This is a genomic window from Bradyrhizobium sp. 45 (genome assembly GCF_023073155.1).
Taxonomy (GTDB): domain Bacteria; phylum Pseudomonadota; class Alphaproteobacteria; order Rhizobiales; family Xanthobacteraceae; genus Bradyrhizobium; species Bradyrhizobium canariense_D.
The window spans coordinates 339,597-354,851 of record NZ_JADPIX010000049.1 but is presented as its reverse complement, the minus strand read 5'-3'; the positions used below and the strand labels follow the sequence as shown (position 1 = coordinate 354,851).

At 65.1% G+C, this 15,255-nt stretch carries 11 protein-coding genes and 2 pseudogenes; 5 read left to right on the top strand and 8 right to left on the bottom strand.

What is annotated here, in order from left to right:
- The first annotated feature begins 28 nt into the window (after positions 1 to 28).
- Positions 29 to 748, top strand: a complete 720-nt coding sequence (locus IVB42_RS08080) for a hypothetical protein (RefSeq protein ID WP_018455821.1) — start codon at positions 29 to 31, stop codon at positions 746 to 748.
- Positions 749 to 759: 11 nt separating this feature from the next.
- On the opposite strand, the gene IVB42_RS08075 is transcribed toward IVB42_RS08080, so the two are convergent.
- On the bottom strand, positions 760 to 1,701 hold the full coding sequence (locus tag IVB42_RS08075; protein ID WP_018455822.1) for a GlxA family transcriptional regulator: 942 nt from the start codon (positions 1,699 to 1,701) through the stop codon (positions 760 to 762).
- Between the two features lie 221 nt (positions 1,702 to 1,922).
- On the opposite strand from IVB42_RS08075, the pseudogene IVB42_RS08070 reads away from it, so the two are divergent.
- Positions 1,923 to 2,755, top strand: a pseudogene (locus IVB42_RS08070) (alpha/beta hydrolase).
- Here the strand turns inward: IVB42_RS08070 and IVB42_RS08065 are convergent.
- The 3 genes from IVB42_RS08065 to IVB42_RS08055 all read right to left on the bottom strand — a co-directional run bounded on the left by IVB42_RS08065 (position 2,745) and on the right by IVB42_RS08055 (position 7,133).
- Complete coding sequence (locus IVB42_RS08065; protein WP_247398879.1) at positions 2,745 to 4,961, bottom strand: SulP family inorganic anion transporter; 2,217 nt, start codon at positions 4,959 to 4,961, stop codon at positions 2,745 to 2,747. The pseudogene IVB42_RS08070 and the gene IVB42_RS08065 sit on opposite strands and share 11 nt — an antisense overlap.
- Positions 4,962 to 5,223: 262 nt before the next feature.
- On the bottom strand, positions 5,224 to 6,138 hold the full coding sequence (locus tag IVB42_RS08060; RefSeq protein WP_018455824.1) for a phosphoribosylaminoimidazolesuccinocarboxamide synthase: 915 nt from the start codon (positions 6,136 to 6,138) through the stop codon (positions 5,224 to 5,226).
- 77 nt (positions 6,139 to 6,215) lie between these two features.
- Positions 6,216 to 7,133: a pirin family protein gene (locus IVB42_RS08055; RefSeq protein ID WP_018455825.1), complete on the bottom strand. Its 918-nt coding sequence runs from the start codon at positions 7,131 to 7,133 to the stop codon at positions 6,216 to 6,218.
- A 258-nt stretch (positions 7,134 to 7,391) separates the two neighbouring features.
- Between IVB42_RS08055 and IVB42_RS08050 the strand changes: the two genes are divergently transcribed.
- Together IVB42_RS08050 and IVB42_RS08045 are read left to right on the top strand one after the other, a co-directional pair.
- A complete protein-coding gene (locus IVB42_RS08050) occupies positions 7,392 to 8,453 on the top strand; it encodes a helix-turn-helix domain-containing protein (protein ID WP_247469946.1) in 1,062 nt (353 codons plus the stop codon).
- A gap of 145 nt (positions 8,454 to 8,598) precedes the next feature.
- Positions 8,599 to 10,026, top strand: coding sequence for a serine hydrolase (locus tag IVB42_RS08045; protein WP_018455827.1), 1,428 nt, complete (start codon positions 8,599 to 8,601; stop codon positions 10,024 to 10,026).
- Positions 10,027 to 10,032: 6 nt separating this feature from the next.
- On the opposite strand, the gene IVB42_RS08040 is transcribed toward IVB42_RS08045, so the two are convergent.
- The gene (locus IVB42_RS08040; RefSeq protein ID WP_018455828.1) at positions 10,033 to 11,400 is read right to left on the bottom strand and encodes an MmgE/PrpD family protein; all 1,368 of its coding nucleotides are present in this window, start codon (positions 11,398 to 11,400) and stop codon (positions 10,033 to 10,035) included.
- A gap of 118 nt (positions 11,401 to 11,518) precedes the next feature.
- On the opposite strand from IVB42_RS08040, the gene IVB42_RS08035 reads away from it, so the two are divergent.
- Positions 11,519 to 12,634 (top strand): FUSC family protein, encoded by a 1,116-nt coding sequence (locus tag IVB42_RS08035; RefSeq protein ID WP_018455829.1) that lies wholly within the window; start codon positions 11,519 to 11,521, stop codon positions 12,632 to 12,634.
- Between the two features lies 1 nt (position 12,635).
- Here IVB42_RS08035 and IVB42_RS08030 read toward each other — a convergent pair whose 3' ends face one another.
- The 3 genes and pseudogenes from IVB42_RS08030 to IVB42_RS08020 form a co-directional block, all read right to left on the bottom strand.
- Positions 12,636 to 13,286: a 2-hydroxychromene-2-carboxylate isomerase gene (locus IVB42_RS08030; RefSeq protein ID WP_018455830.1), complete on the bottom strand. Its 651-nt coding sequence runs from the start codon at positions 13,284 to 13,286 to the stop codon at positions 12,636 to 12,638.
- The gene (locus tag IVB42_RS08025) at positions 13,283 to 13,771 is read right to left on the bottom strand and encodes a DUF2867 domain-containing protein (protein WP_018455831.1); all 489 of its coding nucleotides are present in this window, start codon (positions 13,769 to 13,771) and stop codon (positions 13,283 to 13,285) included. The genes IVB42_RS08030 and IVB42_RS08025 overlap by 4 nt, the downstream gene beginning before the upstream one ends.
- A pseudogene (locus IVB42_RS08020) lies at positions 13,768 to 15,161 on the bottom strand (MATE family efflux transporter). Before IVB42_RS08020 ends, IVB42_RS08025 begins: the two are co-directional and overlap by 4 nt.
- Positions 15,162 to 15,255: the final 94 nt, after the last annotated feature.

The following is a 15,255-nucleotide window of genomic DNA, read 5'->3' as shown; positions in this document are numbered from 1 at the left end:
TGCAACGGCCCCTACGCAGGAGAACGTGATGACCAAACTAAGTGAGCTGGCGATCGAAGCCCATGGTGGGCTTCAGCGCTGGAACCAGTTCGAGCAGGTCGCGGCCGACCTTCAGCAGGGGGGCGTGTTGTGGTCCTTGAAAGGGGAGCCTGAGACGCTTCAGCAGACCACCGTGACGGTTGGTCTGCGCCAGGAATGGGCGTCCCACTCGCCCTTCGGCGCCGAGCGCCGCCGTTCGCGGTTCGAGCCGGGGCGGGTCGCCCTCGAAGCGGCCGACGGCACGGTGCTCGACGAGCTTCGTGACCCGCGCAGCAGCTTTGCAGGTCATACTCTGCAAACGCCGTGGACCGATCTCCAGCTCGCCTATTTCGCCGGCTGCGCCATGTGGACTTACCTCAACACCCCGTTCGTGCTCGCCTGGCCGGGAGTCGAGGCAGAAGAGCTGGAGCCGGTGCGTACGAATGACGGGCTGTGGCGCCGTCTTGCGGTCCGTTTTCCAAATGACATCGCAACGCACAGCGCGGTGCAGACGCTCTATTTCGATGCGGACGGACTCTTGAAGCGGCACGATTACGACGTGGAGATCGCCGGCAATACGCCCGGCGCGCATCTGATCGATGGCTATGTCGAGGTCTCGGGCATCCGGTTTCCGACCAAGCGTCGCATTTATGCACGGCAACCCGACGGCAGCTTCAGCACCGAGCCGCTGGTCGTCTCGATCGATCTGTCCAATATCCGGCTGAGCTGATTTGAGGCACGTCAGAGCATGGCGAGTGGCCCAGCCTCCTTGCGGAAGGTCCGCGGCGCCTCGCCATGCACGCGGACAAAAGCCTGTCGCATGCGCTCACGGGTCGCAAAGCCGGTCTCGCGCGCCACGACCTCGATCGGCAAACGAGTCTGCTCCAGCATCAGCTTCGCGGATTCGAGGCGCAAGGCTTCGACGGCCTTGGCCGGCGTCGTGCCGGTCGCCGAGCGGAAGAGTCGCGTGAATTGCCGCGGGCTGAGACAGGCGGCGCGGGCCAAATCTTCGATCGTGAGGCTCTCGCGCAGGTTTTGCCGGGCGTAGTTCAGGGCCTTCTGGATCCTGTCTTCGCTCGTTCCCACCTCCAGCAAAACCGAATGCTGCGATTGTCCGCCGGGGCGGCTGTGGTACATGACCATGCCTTTGGCCACGGAGCGAGCCCTCTCGGCACCGAGATCTCGTTCGATCATGCCGACGACCATGTCGGTGCCGGCGCTCATGCCGGCAGACGTCCAGATCTGGCCGTCGGCAATGAAGATCTTGTCGGCGTCCACATTGCAACCCGGGAATCTGGCCTGCATCTCCTGTGCGTAGCGCCAATGCGTGGTCGCTCGCCGCCCGTTCAACAGCCCGGCGTCACCGAGCACGAACGAGCCGAGACAGATCGACGAAACCCGCCGCGCATTCCGGGCCGCTGCGCGAAGCAGCCGGACGAGGCCGGGTGATGAGGTTGGAATGTCGAGGCCCGCCGCGACGATGAGGGTGTCGAAAGCGGCCTGATCGAAAGGCTCCGTCATGACTTGCATCCCAGCAGACGAGGTGACCAGCCCGCCGTCTTCCGAGAACGCACGAACATCGTAGATTTTTTCTCCAGCCTGCTTGTTCGCCACGTCGAAAGCGGCGACGGCGCCGAAACAGACGGCCTGGAAGCTCGGAGACAGAACCAAGCCGATTCTCATGATGACTCCTGGATGCGACGGACCACCTGTTTGTGCGCCTGCTCCCCTCGCCAATTCGATGGCCGAAATGATGGCATCTACGTCCTGTCGATGCCGTAAGCCGGCTGATACGTCTCCACCCTCGAGCGCGGGAAGACGACATACATATGGCGAGCGTCCTATATGGAGTGCTCGCCGTCGTGCCAGCAGCCATCCGTGCACTTCAAGAAAAAGGAAAAGGCATGTCCCTTGAAACGGCGCGAACGGAATTCATCGAGGCCGGCGGTATGCGCTTTGCCTTCAGGCGCCTCGACCCGGCAAAGGGTATGCCACTGGTCCTGCTTCAGCATTTCACAGGCAACATGGATTCCTGGGATCCGGCCGTGGTGAACCGGCTCGCGGAAACCAGGCCGGTCATCGTTTTTAACAATGCGGGCGTCGGCACGAGCTCCGGCGCGACGCCGGACAACGTCGAGCGGATGGCGGCGGATGCCGAAACTTTCATCAGGGCGCTCGATCTCGGTGAGGTCGATCTTCTCGGCTTCTCGCTCGGTGGCATGATCGCTCAGGTGCTCGCTGCCCGGGGGACGGGGCTCGTCCGCAAGATGATCGTGGCGGGAGCGGCGCCGCGCGGCGGCGAGGAGCATCTGATGGCCGTCGTCAACGACGCCTTTGCCCGTGGGGCTGCCGATGTCAGGCTGCCGCTGTTCTTTACGCCCTCCGAGGCCAGCCAGCGCGCCGGTAGGGGCTTTATCGCGCGAGGACTGCGCGCGCACAGGACCGGGATCCCGAAAGCGGAGACAGTGTGAGCGAACCTCAGGCGAAGGCGATCATCACCTGGTGTGCCCGCAAGGACGAGGCGTCCATCCTCCGCGCAATCGCGCAGCCCACCTTGATTGTTCACGGCAGCGACGATTCAATGTTCCCGAGCATCAACGCCTACAACATGTTCAAGGCGATGAGTGATGCGCAGCTCATCCTGTATCCCGACTCCGGACACGGCGCACCTTTCCAATACCCGGATTTGTTCGTAGCACATTGCAGAACGTTTCTGGATGCGAGGGCTACCGCCTGAGCACCGCGATCGTGCGGTTCGCAAAGGTCAGCCGCTCCGCCATGACCGACACGAAATAGGTCAGCAGCTTGTGGCTGAGCGCTGGATCCTCGGTCTTGATGGCGTCGAACTGGTGCGTATTCAGCACGTAGAGCACGCTGTCGACCTCGGCCTGGATGGTCGCGCTGCGCGGTGTCTGTGACACCAGCCCCATCTCGCCGATCGTGGTGTAACGGCCGAGGCTGCGCACGCGTGTGGTGCGGTCGTGATCGGCCGGGATCATGATGCCGACGCGGCCGTCGAGGATGAAATGCATGGAATCGGCGGGGGCGCCGGCCTGCACGATGACCTCGCCGGCTTCGACCTCGATGCGCTGGCAGCGGCGGATCAGCTCGTCGGCGCCGTCTTCGCTGCCGAGCATTCGCGTGAACCAGTCACGCAGGCTGGCTTCTTCCTGCGCCAGCTCCTGATGCTGCGAGATGAGCTCGTTCTCGCACCATTCCAGCGCGCGATCGAGCTCGGGGATGATGGTGACGCCCTCGCCGACGAAGTCGCTGGAGCGCAGCACCTTCTCGGCCGCAGCCGACAGATGCACCAGGATCAGCTCGACTCCGAGATCGCCGGCGCTGCGCTTGATCTGGGCGAAACTATAGGCAGCCGATGAATCCACGCCGGTGACGAGCTTGAAGTCAAACAGCAGATAGCGGCACTCGGGGCGTTCCTGCAGCAGCTGCTTGACGTGCTGGTAGAGCCGGTTGGCGGAGCCGAAGAAGAGATAGCTCTGGAGATTGAGGCCCTGGATCTTGCCCCCGTGGGCAAGCAGCACGTCCTGGTCGTCGCGCGAGCGGTCGAGCGAGGAGCGGTACTCCGAGCCGTCGAAACTGTATTTGATCGACTCGACCCGCGCGGCGCTGAACGCAAACGTCGCGCAGCCGATGATGACGCCGATCAGGATGCCCGGAACGAAACCCCAGGCCACGATGATCGCGATGATGGCGATCAGCGAGAGATATTCGGGCTTCGACAGCCGCTTGCGCGACTCGATGATCCATTTGTGCAACTGGTCGGCGCCGAGATAGAGCAACAGCCCGCCGAGCACGCATTTGGGGATGAAGCCGAGCAGCTCGGGTGCGACGGCAAGCACCAGCAGCGACAGCGCTGCGGCGGTGAGGCCGGACAGTCGCCCGCGGCCGCCGCTGCTGAAATTGAGCATCGAGCGGCTGGTCGAGCTGCAACCGGGGTAGCCGCCCAGCATGCCGGTCAGGATGTTGGCGGCGCCGGTGACGTTCAGCTCACACTCCAGATTGGCTTCGCGATGCGTGGCCACCTCGATGCCGGTGGTGTTGAACAGCGTGCTGGAGGCCGTGACGAAGATGACGGCGACGACATTGCCAAGCAGGTCCGGTATGGCAAACCAGGGATAGCGGGCGAGATCGTCGGTATGCCAGGGCAGCATGAAGACCGCTTGCGGCGGTGGCTGAAAGGTCCAGCCCAATGTGCGCGCCTCATCGAAGGAAACGCCGGTGATCCAGAACGCCAGATGCGCGGTGAGCACGCCGCCGACCAGGATGATCGGCAGTCCGAACGGGCTGCGCGAGCGGTGCCAGGTGAGATACAGCACCAGCGCCATCGCGCAGGCGGCACCGAGCTCCAGCAGGATGGTGCGGTCGGCGAAGTGCGACAGCGTCGTGAACTGCAGCGGATGGTCGGTGATCACCCGGACCGCACCCATGACGATGAGAAGTCCGGTGGCGCCGAGGAAGCCGCCGACCACCGGATAAGGCACGTAACGGATGGCGCGGCCAAGCCGCGTCAGGCCCAGTCCACACAGCACCAATCCTGTCAGCATCGTCGACAGGCCGAGCGTGATCAGGATAGGGGACAGCAACGGCGTCGACAGGTTCGCCGTCTCGATGCGTTCGACCACCGAGGCCGCCAGGATACCCGTCACCGCGGCGGTCGAGCTGTCGGGGGCTGCAATCGCGAAGGGCAGCGAGCTGCCGAGCCCGACGACGGCCGCAAGCACCGCGGAGCTGACGAAAGTGGCCGTGATGCCGTAGGACAGATAGGGCGACAACGGCCCCGCGAAGATCAGCAGCGCGTAGGACAGTCCGAACGTGACGGTCAGGACGCTGGCGGCGCTCCCGCCCAATATATCGTTCAGCGCGCGCTTGAGGGCCGGATTGAGCCCGGTCGACGGAGTGAAGCCAATCGCTGGATCTGTCACGCCGTGCCACTCGCTGAGTATTCCCCTCCGAGAGGTAGACGACTGGAGACTTAGCGCAACAAGATTCTTGCAAGCCGGATGGAAGAAACCGAAGCGCCCGCCATTCGGTGTCGTCCTGGCGAAAGCCAGGACCCATTATCCCAGGGAGGAGTCGTGCCGCGAGGTGACGGCCACAGTCTTCGCCAAACCGCGCCCGGTGGTAATGGGTCCTGGATCGGCGCTCACTTCGTTCGCTGGTCCAGGACGACGCTAAGGGCCTGCACTAGATCTTGAGTTCGCTTCCCGTCACGCGGCGATATGCTTCCAGATACCGCTTGCTGGTCGCGTCCACCACGCTTGCGGGCAAAGGCGGCGGCGGGGCGTCGCCGTTCCAGCGGCCGGCGCGGCGCTCGACATCGAGATAGTCGCGCAAGGGCTGCTTGTCGAAGCTCGCCTGCGGCTGGCCGGGTTTGTAGGCATCGACGGCCCAGAAGCGCGAACTATCCGGCGTCATGACTTCGTCGATCAGGATGATGCGGCCGTCCTTGTCGCGGCCGAATTCGAACTTGGTGTCGGCGATGATAATGCCCTGTTCGCGGGCGAGCTCCTCGCCGAGCGTGTAGATCGCGCGCGTCATGCTCTCGAGCGTGTAGGCCGTCTCGTCGCCGACGACCTCGCGCATTTTTGCGATGGTAATGTTCTCGTCATGGCCGGTCTCGGCCTTGGTCGCCGGGCTGAAGATCGAGGGCTCCAGCTTCTCGCTCTCGACAAGTCCCGCCTTCAGCTTCTCGCCGGCCAGCGTTCCGCTTGCTGCATATTCCTTCCAGGCCGAGCCCGAGAGATAACCGCGGATCACGCATTCGATCGGAAACACCGTGGTCCGGCGGCACAGCATGGCGCGGCCGAGAATCTCGGCACGATGCGGCTTCAAGGCCGGCACGGCGGCGATGATCTCGTCGGTGTCGGCGCTGATCATGTGATGCGGCACCACGCCTTCGAGCTCGTTGAACCAGAAGGCGCTGATTTGCGTCAGTACCGCGCCCTTCATCGGGATGGTCTCGCCCATCACGACATCGAAGGCGCTGATGCGGTCCGTGGTGACGAGCAGCAGGCGGTCGTCGTCGACGGCGTAGATATCGCGCACCTTGCCGCGCCCGATCTTGGGCAGGGGCAGGTCGCTGGAGAGCATGGTGGTCATCGGCAGAACTTTCGGAGCAAGGCCTTGCGACGGGACATCCGGCCGAGCCTGATCGCGCGACCGGAAGCCGGATTAGCCTATTCCGGCAGCGGAATGAACTCATGTTCCTGCGGAACTGCGGCGAAGCGGCCGGTTTTCCAGTCCTGCTTGGCCTGCTCGATCCGCTCCTTGCTGGAGGAGACGAAATTCCACCAGATGTGGCGCGGGCCCTCCAGGGCGTCGCCGCCCAGAAACATCATCCGCGTGGCCTTGAGCGCCTTCACCGTGATGCGGTCGCCCGGGCGGAAGATCAGCAGTCGCGGCCCTTCGTAGCGCTCGTTCGCGATCTCGACCTCGCCGTCGACCACGTAAATGGCGCGCTCCTCATGATCAGGGTCGAGCGGCACGACCGCGCCCGCGGCCGCCGTGACCTCGGTATAGAACCACGGCGACACCATCGAAACAGGTGAGGTGATGCCGAAGGACGAGCCCGCGATCACCTTTGCGGTGAAGTCGCGCTCGGTGACCATCGGCAGGTCACCCGCGCCGTAGTGCTGGAACGACGGGGCGATCTCTTCCGATCCGGCCGGCAGCGCGATCCAGCTTTGCAGGCCCAGCATCTTCTGCCCCGAGGCGCGCTGCACATCCGGCGTGCGCTCGGAATGCGCGATGCCGCGGCCGGCCGTCATCAAATTCATCGCGCCAGGCTGGATCTCCTGGATGTTGCCCTCACTGTCGCGATGCATGATCGCGCCGTCGAACAGATAGGTGACCGTGGCAAGCCCGATATGCGGGTGCGGCCGCACGTCCATGCCCTTGCCGGAGACGAACTGCACCGGCCCGAAATGGTCGAAGAAGATGAAGGGCCCGACCATCTGCCGCTTGCCGTGCGGCAACGCGCGCCGCACCGCGAAGCCGTCGCCGAGATCGCGCGTGCGCGGCACGATGACGAGATCGAGCGCATCGCAGGACATGGGATCGCCGAGCACGGGATCGTTCGAGGGTTGCCAGCTCATGGTAAAACTCCGTCTAAATTGCTTGGGCTCGATACTAGCAGGATTCCGCGCCAGCGTCGCGGCTAAGCCCGCTGTTATGCCCCGCGAAGGCGGGGCATCCAGTACGCGGCGGCCTATCCGTTCAATCATGGCCGTCTCGGAGTACTGGATCGTCCGGTCAAGCCGGACGATGACAGCTGTGGTGCAGATGGTGCTTGAAAACATACGCCTGACGAAGGATGTTCGGCTGATGTCAACCGCGACCCATCGCAACACCCGATGACCCCAGCCGCAGCCGAGCTCGCCTTTCGCGCCGCCGCCGTGGCGCTGCTGCTGGTGTTGGCAGCGTCATTACTCTCGGATTTCCGCAATGTGCTGGCAGCCCGGCTCGGTGCGGCCTTTGCGCTCGGCTCGGCCGCGCATGCTGTGAGCTATTCTGTCGGAACATCATCGCTGGTGCCGGCATGGCATGCGCCGCTGATCGCGTTGTCGACCGGCAATATCGTGGTGTTCTGGCTGTTCACGCGCGCGCTGTTCGACGATGAGTTTCGCCTGCGCCGGTGGCACGGATTGACCTGGGCGTTGGTGGCAGCCTTCAGCTTCGTCAGCTGTCTCTGGATCGCACCCGGCGGACATGTCCGGGTCGCCGTCACCGCGGTGAACCTGATCGTGCTCGGCTTCATTGCGCTCGCGATCGTGCAGACGATCGCCTCATGGTCAGCCGATCTGGTCGAGCGCCGCCGCCGCGTCCGTATCTTCATTGTCTGTGCTGCCGCGCTCTATGGCGGATTGAACGCGGTGCTCCAGATCCTTTTCGTCGGCAGTGACGTCGGCGACGTCGCCAACACCGTCAATACAGGCGTGCTCGCCGGCATTGTCGCGGCCATCGCCTATGCGATGATGCGCGTCGATGGCGCCGACCTGTTTCCAGCCGCCGCGGAAGCGGCGCCCGCGATCGCGGCGAGCCAGCCTGTCGGCGAGGATGCCCCCGACCAAAAGCTCATCGACGCCCTGATGCGGCTGATGGCGGACGAACGGATCTATCGCCAGGAGAACATCAGCATCGGCGTGCTGGCGGGCCGGCTGAAGATTCCCGAATACCGGCTGCGCCGGCTGATCAACCAGGGGCTCGGCTACCGCAATTTCAATGTGTTCCTGAACAACCACCGGATCGAAGAGGCCAAGGCAGCCCTCGCCGATCCCGCCCAGGCCAAGGTCCCCGTCATCACCATCGCGATGGATTCTGGCTTCCAGTCGCTAGGCCCCTTCAACCGCGCCTTCAAGGCCGTGACCGGCGTGACGCCGACGGAGTACCGGCGGCTGAAGGTGAATGCCGTCTAATCTTTAGCACGCTGTAATATCAAGGTTATTTTGGAATCGGCGAGCGTCTCGCTGCTTTCGGCTCTGCCGTTTTCCAAATCCGGCGAGCGGGCATCGCGTGAATGCCGCTTCGTCTCCGGCACACGCCTCAAGCCGGAGCAAGCCCGTGACCCGCCGCCGCAAGATCGTCCTTCTCACCATCGCCATCGTCTTTGCCGGCCTCGCGCTCGGCACGGTTCGCGCCCATGACGTGCCCAAGGTCGTCACCGGCTTCATCGCCGACGTGCTCTGCGCGGAGACGTTTGTCTCGGGCCTCGATATCAGGCCTAACCTGACGGAGACCATTGATGCGATGCCGGGCGCAAGTCTGTTCGCCTGGGCGATGGACTATCGGGTCGATCGCGCGCGCAAGGATGTTACGGTGACGCTGTTCGGCATCGGTCGCAGCCACGCCGTCTATCGCGAGGGACTCGGCTGCACGCTCGAGCACGGCGGAGGGATCACCGACGTCACGTTGCCGCCGGATGACAGGCAGCCGGCGTTGCTGCCCGAGATCGCCGGGCCCGCGGTCGTGTCGCCACAGAGCCCGGAGCTGTCAGCCGCACTCGATCGCGCCTTCGCTGAGCCGCCATCGCCGCCATTCCGCCGCACCCGCGCAATCGTCGTCATGAAGTCGGGCCGCATCATCGCGGAGCGCTATGCGGACGGCATCGGACCGGAGACGCCGCTGCTCGGCTTCTCCATGACCAAGTCCGTGATCTCGGCTCTCACCGGGATCCTCGTGCGCCAGGGCCGACTGAAGCTCGACGGGCCCGCACCGGTCGCCGCCTGGACAAATCCGGACGATCCGCGTCACGCCATCACCGTCGATCAATTGCTGCGCCACACCGCGGGCCTGGCGCTCGGCAGCTCGCTTCAGGCCTCGCTTGGCTCCGCCTTCGAGCCGGTCAATCGCATGAAATTCGTGGAGGCCGACATGGCCGCCTATGCAGCGAGCATGCCGCTTGCGACCGCGCCGGGCACCGTGTGGAATTATCACGATGGCAACACCATCATGCTCGCGCATCTGATCCGCAACGCCGCCGGCGGCAATCCCGCCGATGCGCTTGCCTTCGCGCGCCGCGAATTGTTCGCGCCGCTCGGCATGCGACACGTCACGCTCCAGCTCGACGGCGCCGGCACGATCGAGGGGTCGAGCGAGATGCTCGCATCCGCGCGCGACTGGGCGCGTTTCGGCCAGCTCTATCTCGACGACGGCGTCGCCGGCGGCCGGCGCATCCTGCCCGAGGGCTGGGTGAATTACTCGGCGTCGGCGACGCCCAATGCCTGGGTCGGTATCGGCGCCGGATTCTGGACCAACCAGGGCGACAGCTTTGGCGCGACCTTTCGCGTCGATCACGGCTGGCCGCGCGATGCCTTCTTCGCCAAGGGCACGATCGGGCAGTATACAATCGTGATTCCGTCGGAACGACTCGTGATCGTGCGGCTCGGCCGTTCGCCGAACTCACCGCCGGAAGCGGACGGTGTGTTTGATCTGGTGCGGGATGTGATTGCGGCAACGCGCGCTAAAGGAAAGGTGGCGGGGATGGATTGAGGTGCTTTACCTTCCCAGCTCCGTCGCCTTTGCCACGCGATCGAACCGCTCCAGCGTCATGATCGCGTCTGCGAATTTCTCCGCGCGCGCATTCAGCACCGGGCGTGCCAGCGTCAAGAATTTTTGCTGCATCGCCTGTGCATCCGGGAACGAGGTCGGCTCCCCCGAGGGATCGGCGTAGAGCCGCTCATGCACGCCGTCGTCCGTCGTGATACTCACGCGCGCGCCAAAGGGGTGGGTGCGGCCGATTTCGAGGCGATCGTCCTGCACTACGTCGAACTTGTCGGCGAGTGCGTCGATGGCGGCGTCGCCAAGACGATTGTAGTCGTCCCAGCCAAATGAGCCCTGGTCGAGCGCGAGCGCGCCGGTGAAGAACATCGAGAACTGGCCGCCGACGATCGAGGTCGGGTGGCGCTTGGTCGCGGCGTCGCCGGTGAGCGTGATGCCGTTGCGATGCAGGCCGATTTCGACCCGCTTGACCTGATCGGGCGTCAGATTGTGCTCGCGCCGCATTGCGATCAGCGCGTCGATCGCGGCGTGGGTATAGCGGCAGCTCGGATACGGTTTGACGCCGATCTTCATGGTCTCGTAGGTCTTGCCGAGCTCGGCGACCGCCTTGTCGGGATGCGCATCGTCGGTGTAGCCGGCGAGCAGGCCATGTTTGCCCTCCACGGATTCCGTCGCCCCGACGAAGTCGTTGCGCGCCAGCGTCGCGGCGATCACGCCATTCATCGCGGCGGCTCCGACCTGGTAGCGCTTGTTCCAGGCGCCATTGACCAGGAATTGCAGCGAGCCCGCGGCCTGGCTGCCGGCGACGCCGAAGGCGGCGATGAGCTGTTGCTCGGACAGGCCGAACAGTTTTCCGGCGGCCGCTGCTGCGCCATAGGTGCCAGCGGTGGCGGTCGGATGGAAGCCGCGCGCATAATGCGAGGTCGGGTCGAGCGCGTTGCCGAGCCGGCAGCAGACCTCATAGCCCGCAACGATCGCGGTCAGCACGTCGCGGCCCGACGCGCCGACCATCTCGCCGATGGCGAAGGCGGCCGGAACGACCGGCGCGCTCGGGTGCAGCGAGGAGTCCGCATGGGTGTCGTCGAAGTCGAGGGAATGGCCGAGCGCGCCGTTGAGCAGCGCCGCGACCGCCGGCGTCCAGGTCTTGCTGTCGCCGAACACGGTGGATTCGCCCCTGGTGTCGAGCGCGAGCGCCTCCAGCATCTTCAGGATCGAGGGGGTCGATTCCGCTTCGCTGCGGGCGCGGATGGCGCTGCCCAGGAAGTCCAGCGTCAGCACCTTTGCGCGATCCAGCACTTCCGCCGGAATATCCCCGTATTTCAGATTGAAGACATAGGCAGCGAGCGTTGCGGTTTCGTGGGCCATCGTGTTTCCTCGTTTTGGCGCGCAAGTTAGGCGGGCTGATTTGGCCTTTCAAGCGGCCATGGGCTGCGGGCATCAGCTATGCTTTTGGCAGGCTCCAAGAGGATCGGGATATTCCACGATGGGACTTCCAAAAGATGTGTTCGACCGGGTCCGGGCGCGGCGAACGCAACTGGGCCTGGCGATCCGGGTCACGGTCGCGGCCACCGCGGCCTACGCGATCGCCACCGCGCTGCATCTGCTGCTGCCGCTCTGGGCGGTGCTGACCTCGCTGATCGTGACCCAGTTGAGCGTCGGGCGCTCGCTGAAGGCGACGCGCGATTACGTGCTCGGCACCATCGGCGGCGCCATCTATGGGGGCGCCATCGCGATCCTGATCCCTTATTCGACCGAGGCCGGCCTGTTGGGCCTGCTGGTGCTGGCGGTCGCGCCACTCGCCTTCGTCGCCGCGATCAACCCGAGCCTCAATGCAGCGACGGTCACCGCCATCATCGTGCTGCTGGTTCCGACGATGCATCATTCCGATCCCATGACATCGGCAATCGATCGGGTCAGCGAGGTCGGGGTCGGCGCAATCACGGGATTGCTGGTCTCGTTCCTGGTGCTGCCCTCGCGCGCGGTGCGCCAGATCCGCGCCAGCGCGGCAAGGCTGCTCGAGCTGATCGCGGACGCCTTCACCGAGCTGCTCGCGGGTCTCACGCGCGGCCGCGACAACGATGCGCTGCACCGGATCCAGGACGGCATCGGCACCGCGATGGTGGGCATGAATGCGATCGGTGCCGAAGCCGAGCGCGAGCGGGCCGCGCGCCTGTCAAGCGGGCCCGACACCGGTCCCTTGCTGCGAACGATCCTACGGCTGCGCCACGACGTCGTGATGATCGGCCGCTCGACCGTGGTGCCGTTGCCGGCCGAGGTGCAGATGCGGCTCGCCGCGCCGCTGGCGGAGGTCAGTGCGGCGATCGTGCGCTTTCTGCGCTCGGCGGCCGAAGCGTTGCGGGCTGGTGCCGGCGCGCCGCCGATTCATCCCGTGCACGTCGCGCTCCAGCATTACGCCGAGGCGGTTGCCGCCGTTCGCCAGGACGGCCTGATCCGCGGCCAGCCGAGCGACACCGCCGAGCGCTTCTTCGCGATCGGCTTCTCGCTGGAGCAGATGCACCAGAATCTCTGCGATCTCGATCGCGTCGTCGGCGAGTGGTCGGAAGCCTCGTCGGACAAGTCAGCGCGCTTGGCCGAGTGAGCTAGCGCCGCATCAGGTCCTTGCCCTGCATGCGCCAGACCAGCAAATCGATGCGGTCCTGGCCGAAGAACGGCTCGTTGTCGAACACGAAGGTCGGCACGCCCCAATGGCCGGAGGCGGCGTGGTCCTTCTCGTTCTCCGTGATCACCTGCTCGTAGCGATCAGGGTCCGCGGTGATTGCGGCATCCATCGCGGCGAGATCGAAGCCGGCCTTTTCGGCGCCGCGCCCGAGATGATCGCCTTCGTTCCAGCCCGACACCGAGCCGTCCCACAGCACGCGGGCGATTGCATCGGTGAATGCGAGCGAGCGTCCCTCGAGCTGCGCCATGGCACCAAGCCGGGTCAGACGGTGGATGTAGGGCTGCTCCGCCGCGACCTCGAACGTCACCTTGTGCTGCACGATCGGATCGGGCCTGGGAAAGCGGAACGGAATGCCTTCGTGCTGCGCCACGCGCGTGCTGTCGAGCACCACATAGCGAATGAAGTTCGGGCTGGCCTTCTTGAAAAACCCGGGCACACGGACTGCGAGCGGATAGACCGGCCGCAAATTCACCGTCAGATCGTAGGTTTCGACCAGGTTGAGCGTTTTCGGCAACGCCAGACAGCTGAACGGGCTGCGAAAGGAGTAGAAGAGGTCGACGGAGAGCGTCATCGGGCCGGCTCCACGAGCCGCCCCATCATGCTGCGGGCGACGAGCTTGTGGAAGGGCGTGATGAACGCGAGATAGGCGCGGCCCAGCCGATTGTTGGTCCGCACCAGCGTGGTCAGGGTGACGTGGCGCAGCACCGCTTCGCCGGCGACATCGACCACGATGCGGAAGTCGAGATGATAATCATTGAAGCCGGCGACCAGCTGCTCCGGCGTTTCGCTCAGCACCGGAAACAAGCCGATCGGGCCGCCCGGCGCTGGTGCGCCTTCACCCGATGTCTTCAATCCAAAGGGCCTCACGAGGATGTTGCGCAGGCGTGTCAGTGCACCGATCCAGCGCGGTCCGTGCAACACCATCCTGGTGCAGGCCTCGCGGGCATTCACCGGTGCTGTGCCGATCTCCACGCGAAAGGCGTCGATGAATTGCGCACCGGCCAGCAGCGTGCCGGCGTCGACATCGGGGATGACTTCGCGGACGGTCCCGTTCATCCCGCCAGTTTGCGCGTCAGCATCCGGAAGCGCAAGATCAGAAGTCCGGCATAGACGAACGATCCGATCGACAGTCCGATCCAGACACTGACCGCGCCGAAATCAGCGTGAAAAGCGAGCAACCAGGCGATGGGAAAGCCCACGCACCAGTAGCCGATCGCGGCGAATACCAACGTCATTCTGGTGTCATTGATGCCGCGCAGTGCGCCGCCCATGATGGTCTGGATGGCATCGGCGATGAAGAAGGTCGCGCCGACCAGCAGCAGCGTTGCAGTCAGCTCGACGGTCGCCATGCTCGCCTCGCCGCTGCCGAAGAACAGCCGTCCGAGCTCATAGCGGCCGAGAATGATTGCGACGCTGAGGGCCGAGACGAACGCGATCCCGATCACGGCTGCCACGAGACCTGCGCGCCTCACCGCAGCCGGGTCGCCCCGGCCGAAGGCGTGGCCGACCCGCACCGTGGCTGCCATGCCGATGCCGAGCGGGACCATGAACAGCACGGCGGTGACCTGGAGCGCGATCTGATGCGCCGCGAGCGCCGTGGTCGAGATCAACCCCATCAGCAGCGCCGCCGAAGAGAACAGGCCATATTCCAGCAGCAGTGAGAACGAGATCGGGGCGCCGATCGCGATGAGCTTGTGCATCAGGGGCCAGTCGATCCGCCAGAGATGGGCAAGCGGACGATAATCCGCGAACGGCTTGCGCAGCCCCGCAATGGCGAGCGTGGCGACGAACGTGCCGAGATTGACGATGGTGGTCGCAAGCCCTGCGCCGAACAGACCGAGCTCCGGCAGGCCGAACAGGCCGTGGATCAGGGCGTAGACCAGCGCGGCATTGACGGGGATCGCCGCGAGCGTGATCCATAGCGGGGCCTGCGGCCGGTTCACCGCGCTCATCATGCTGCGCAGCGCGATGAAGCCGAGTGCCGGCGCGATGCCCCAGGCCAGCCCATTCAGATAGCGCTGGGCGAGCGCGGCCGAGTGCGGCGCCTGACCGAGTGCGACCAGGATGTGCTCGCCATAGAGCGGGGAGGCCATCATCGGCAGCGAGATCAGCAAGGCGACCCACAAGCCGACGCGCAGAGAGCGGCGGATGCGCCTGACATCGCCGGCGCCGAAGGCTTGCGCGACCAGCGGCGACACCGCCGTCATCAATCCGAGCCCGAAGGTGAAGCTGACGAAATAGACCGTGTGCGCCAGCGCTGCTGCTGCGACCGCGCTCTCGCCGAGCCGCCCGATCAGCGCGAGTCGGTCGTGATCATCGCGATCTGCCCGAGCTGCGTCAGCATCATCGGCACGGCCAGCCGCAGCGTCGCGACGAATTCGTCGGCGAGAGGATTTGGCGGCACGCCGGCTTGCGGCTGCGAACGAGGCTGGACGGTGTCGAGCATGGCCGGGTCAATAGCACAGCCGGGCGACGAAAACATGGCTTGGTCTTCTCCCTCTCCCCTTGCGGGAGAGGGTGGCTCGCCGCAGCAGCGGCGA

What these genes read in the sequence shown, in the direction of transcription:
- IVB42_RS08080 (WP_018455821.1), top strand. Translation starts at nt 29, where the DNA reads ATGACCAAACTAAGTGAGCTGGCGATCGAAGCCCATGGTGGGCTTCAG.
- IVB42_RS08075 (WP_018455822.1), bottom strand. Translation starts at nt 1,701, where the DNA reads ATGAGAATCGGCTTGGTTCTGTCTCCGAGCTTCCAGGCCGTCTGTTTC.
- IVB42_RS08060 (WP_018455824.1), bottom strand. Translation starts at nt 6,138, where the DNA reads ATGACCACCATGCTCTCCAGCGACCTGCCCCTGCCCAAGATCGGGCGC.
- IVB42_RS08055 (WP_018455825.1), bottom strand. Translation starts at nt 7,133, where the DNA reads ATGAGCTGGCAACCCTCGAACGATCCCGTGCTCGGCGATCCCATGTCC.
- IVB42_RS08050 (WP_247469946.1), top strand. Translation starts at nt 7,392, where the DNA reads ATGACCCCAGCCGCAGCCGAGCTCGCCTTTCGCGCCGCCGCCGTGGCG.
- IVB42_RS08040 (WP_018455828.1), bottom strand. Translation starts at nt 11,400, where the DNA reads ATGGCCCACGAAACCGCAACGCTCGCTGCCTATGTCTTCAATCTGAAA.
- IVB42_RS08035 (WP_018455829.1), top strand. Translation starts at nt 11,519, where the DNA reads ATGGGACTTCCAAAAGATGTGTTCGACCGGGTCCGGGCGCGGCGAACG.
- IVB42_RS08030 (WP_018455830.1), bottom strand. Translation starts at nt 13,286, where the DNA reads ATGACGCTCTCCGTCGACCTCTTCTACTCCTTTCGCAGCCCGTTCAGC.
- IVB42_RS08025 (WP_018455831.1), bottom strand. Translation starts at nt 13,771, where the DNA reads ATGAACGGGACCGTCCGCGAAGTCATCCCCGATGTCGACGCCGGCACG.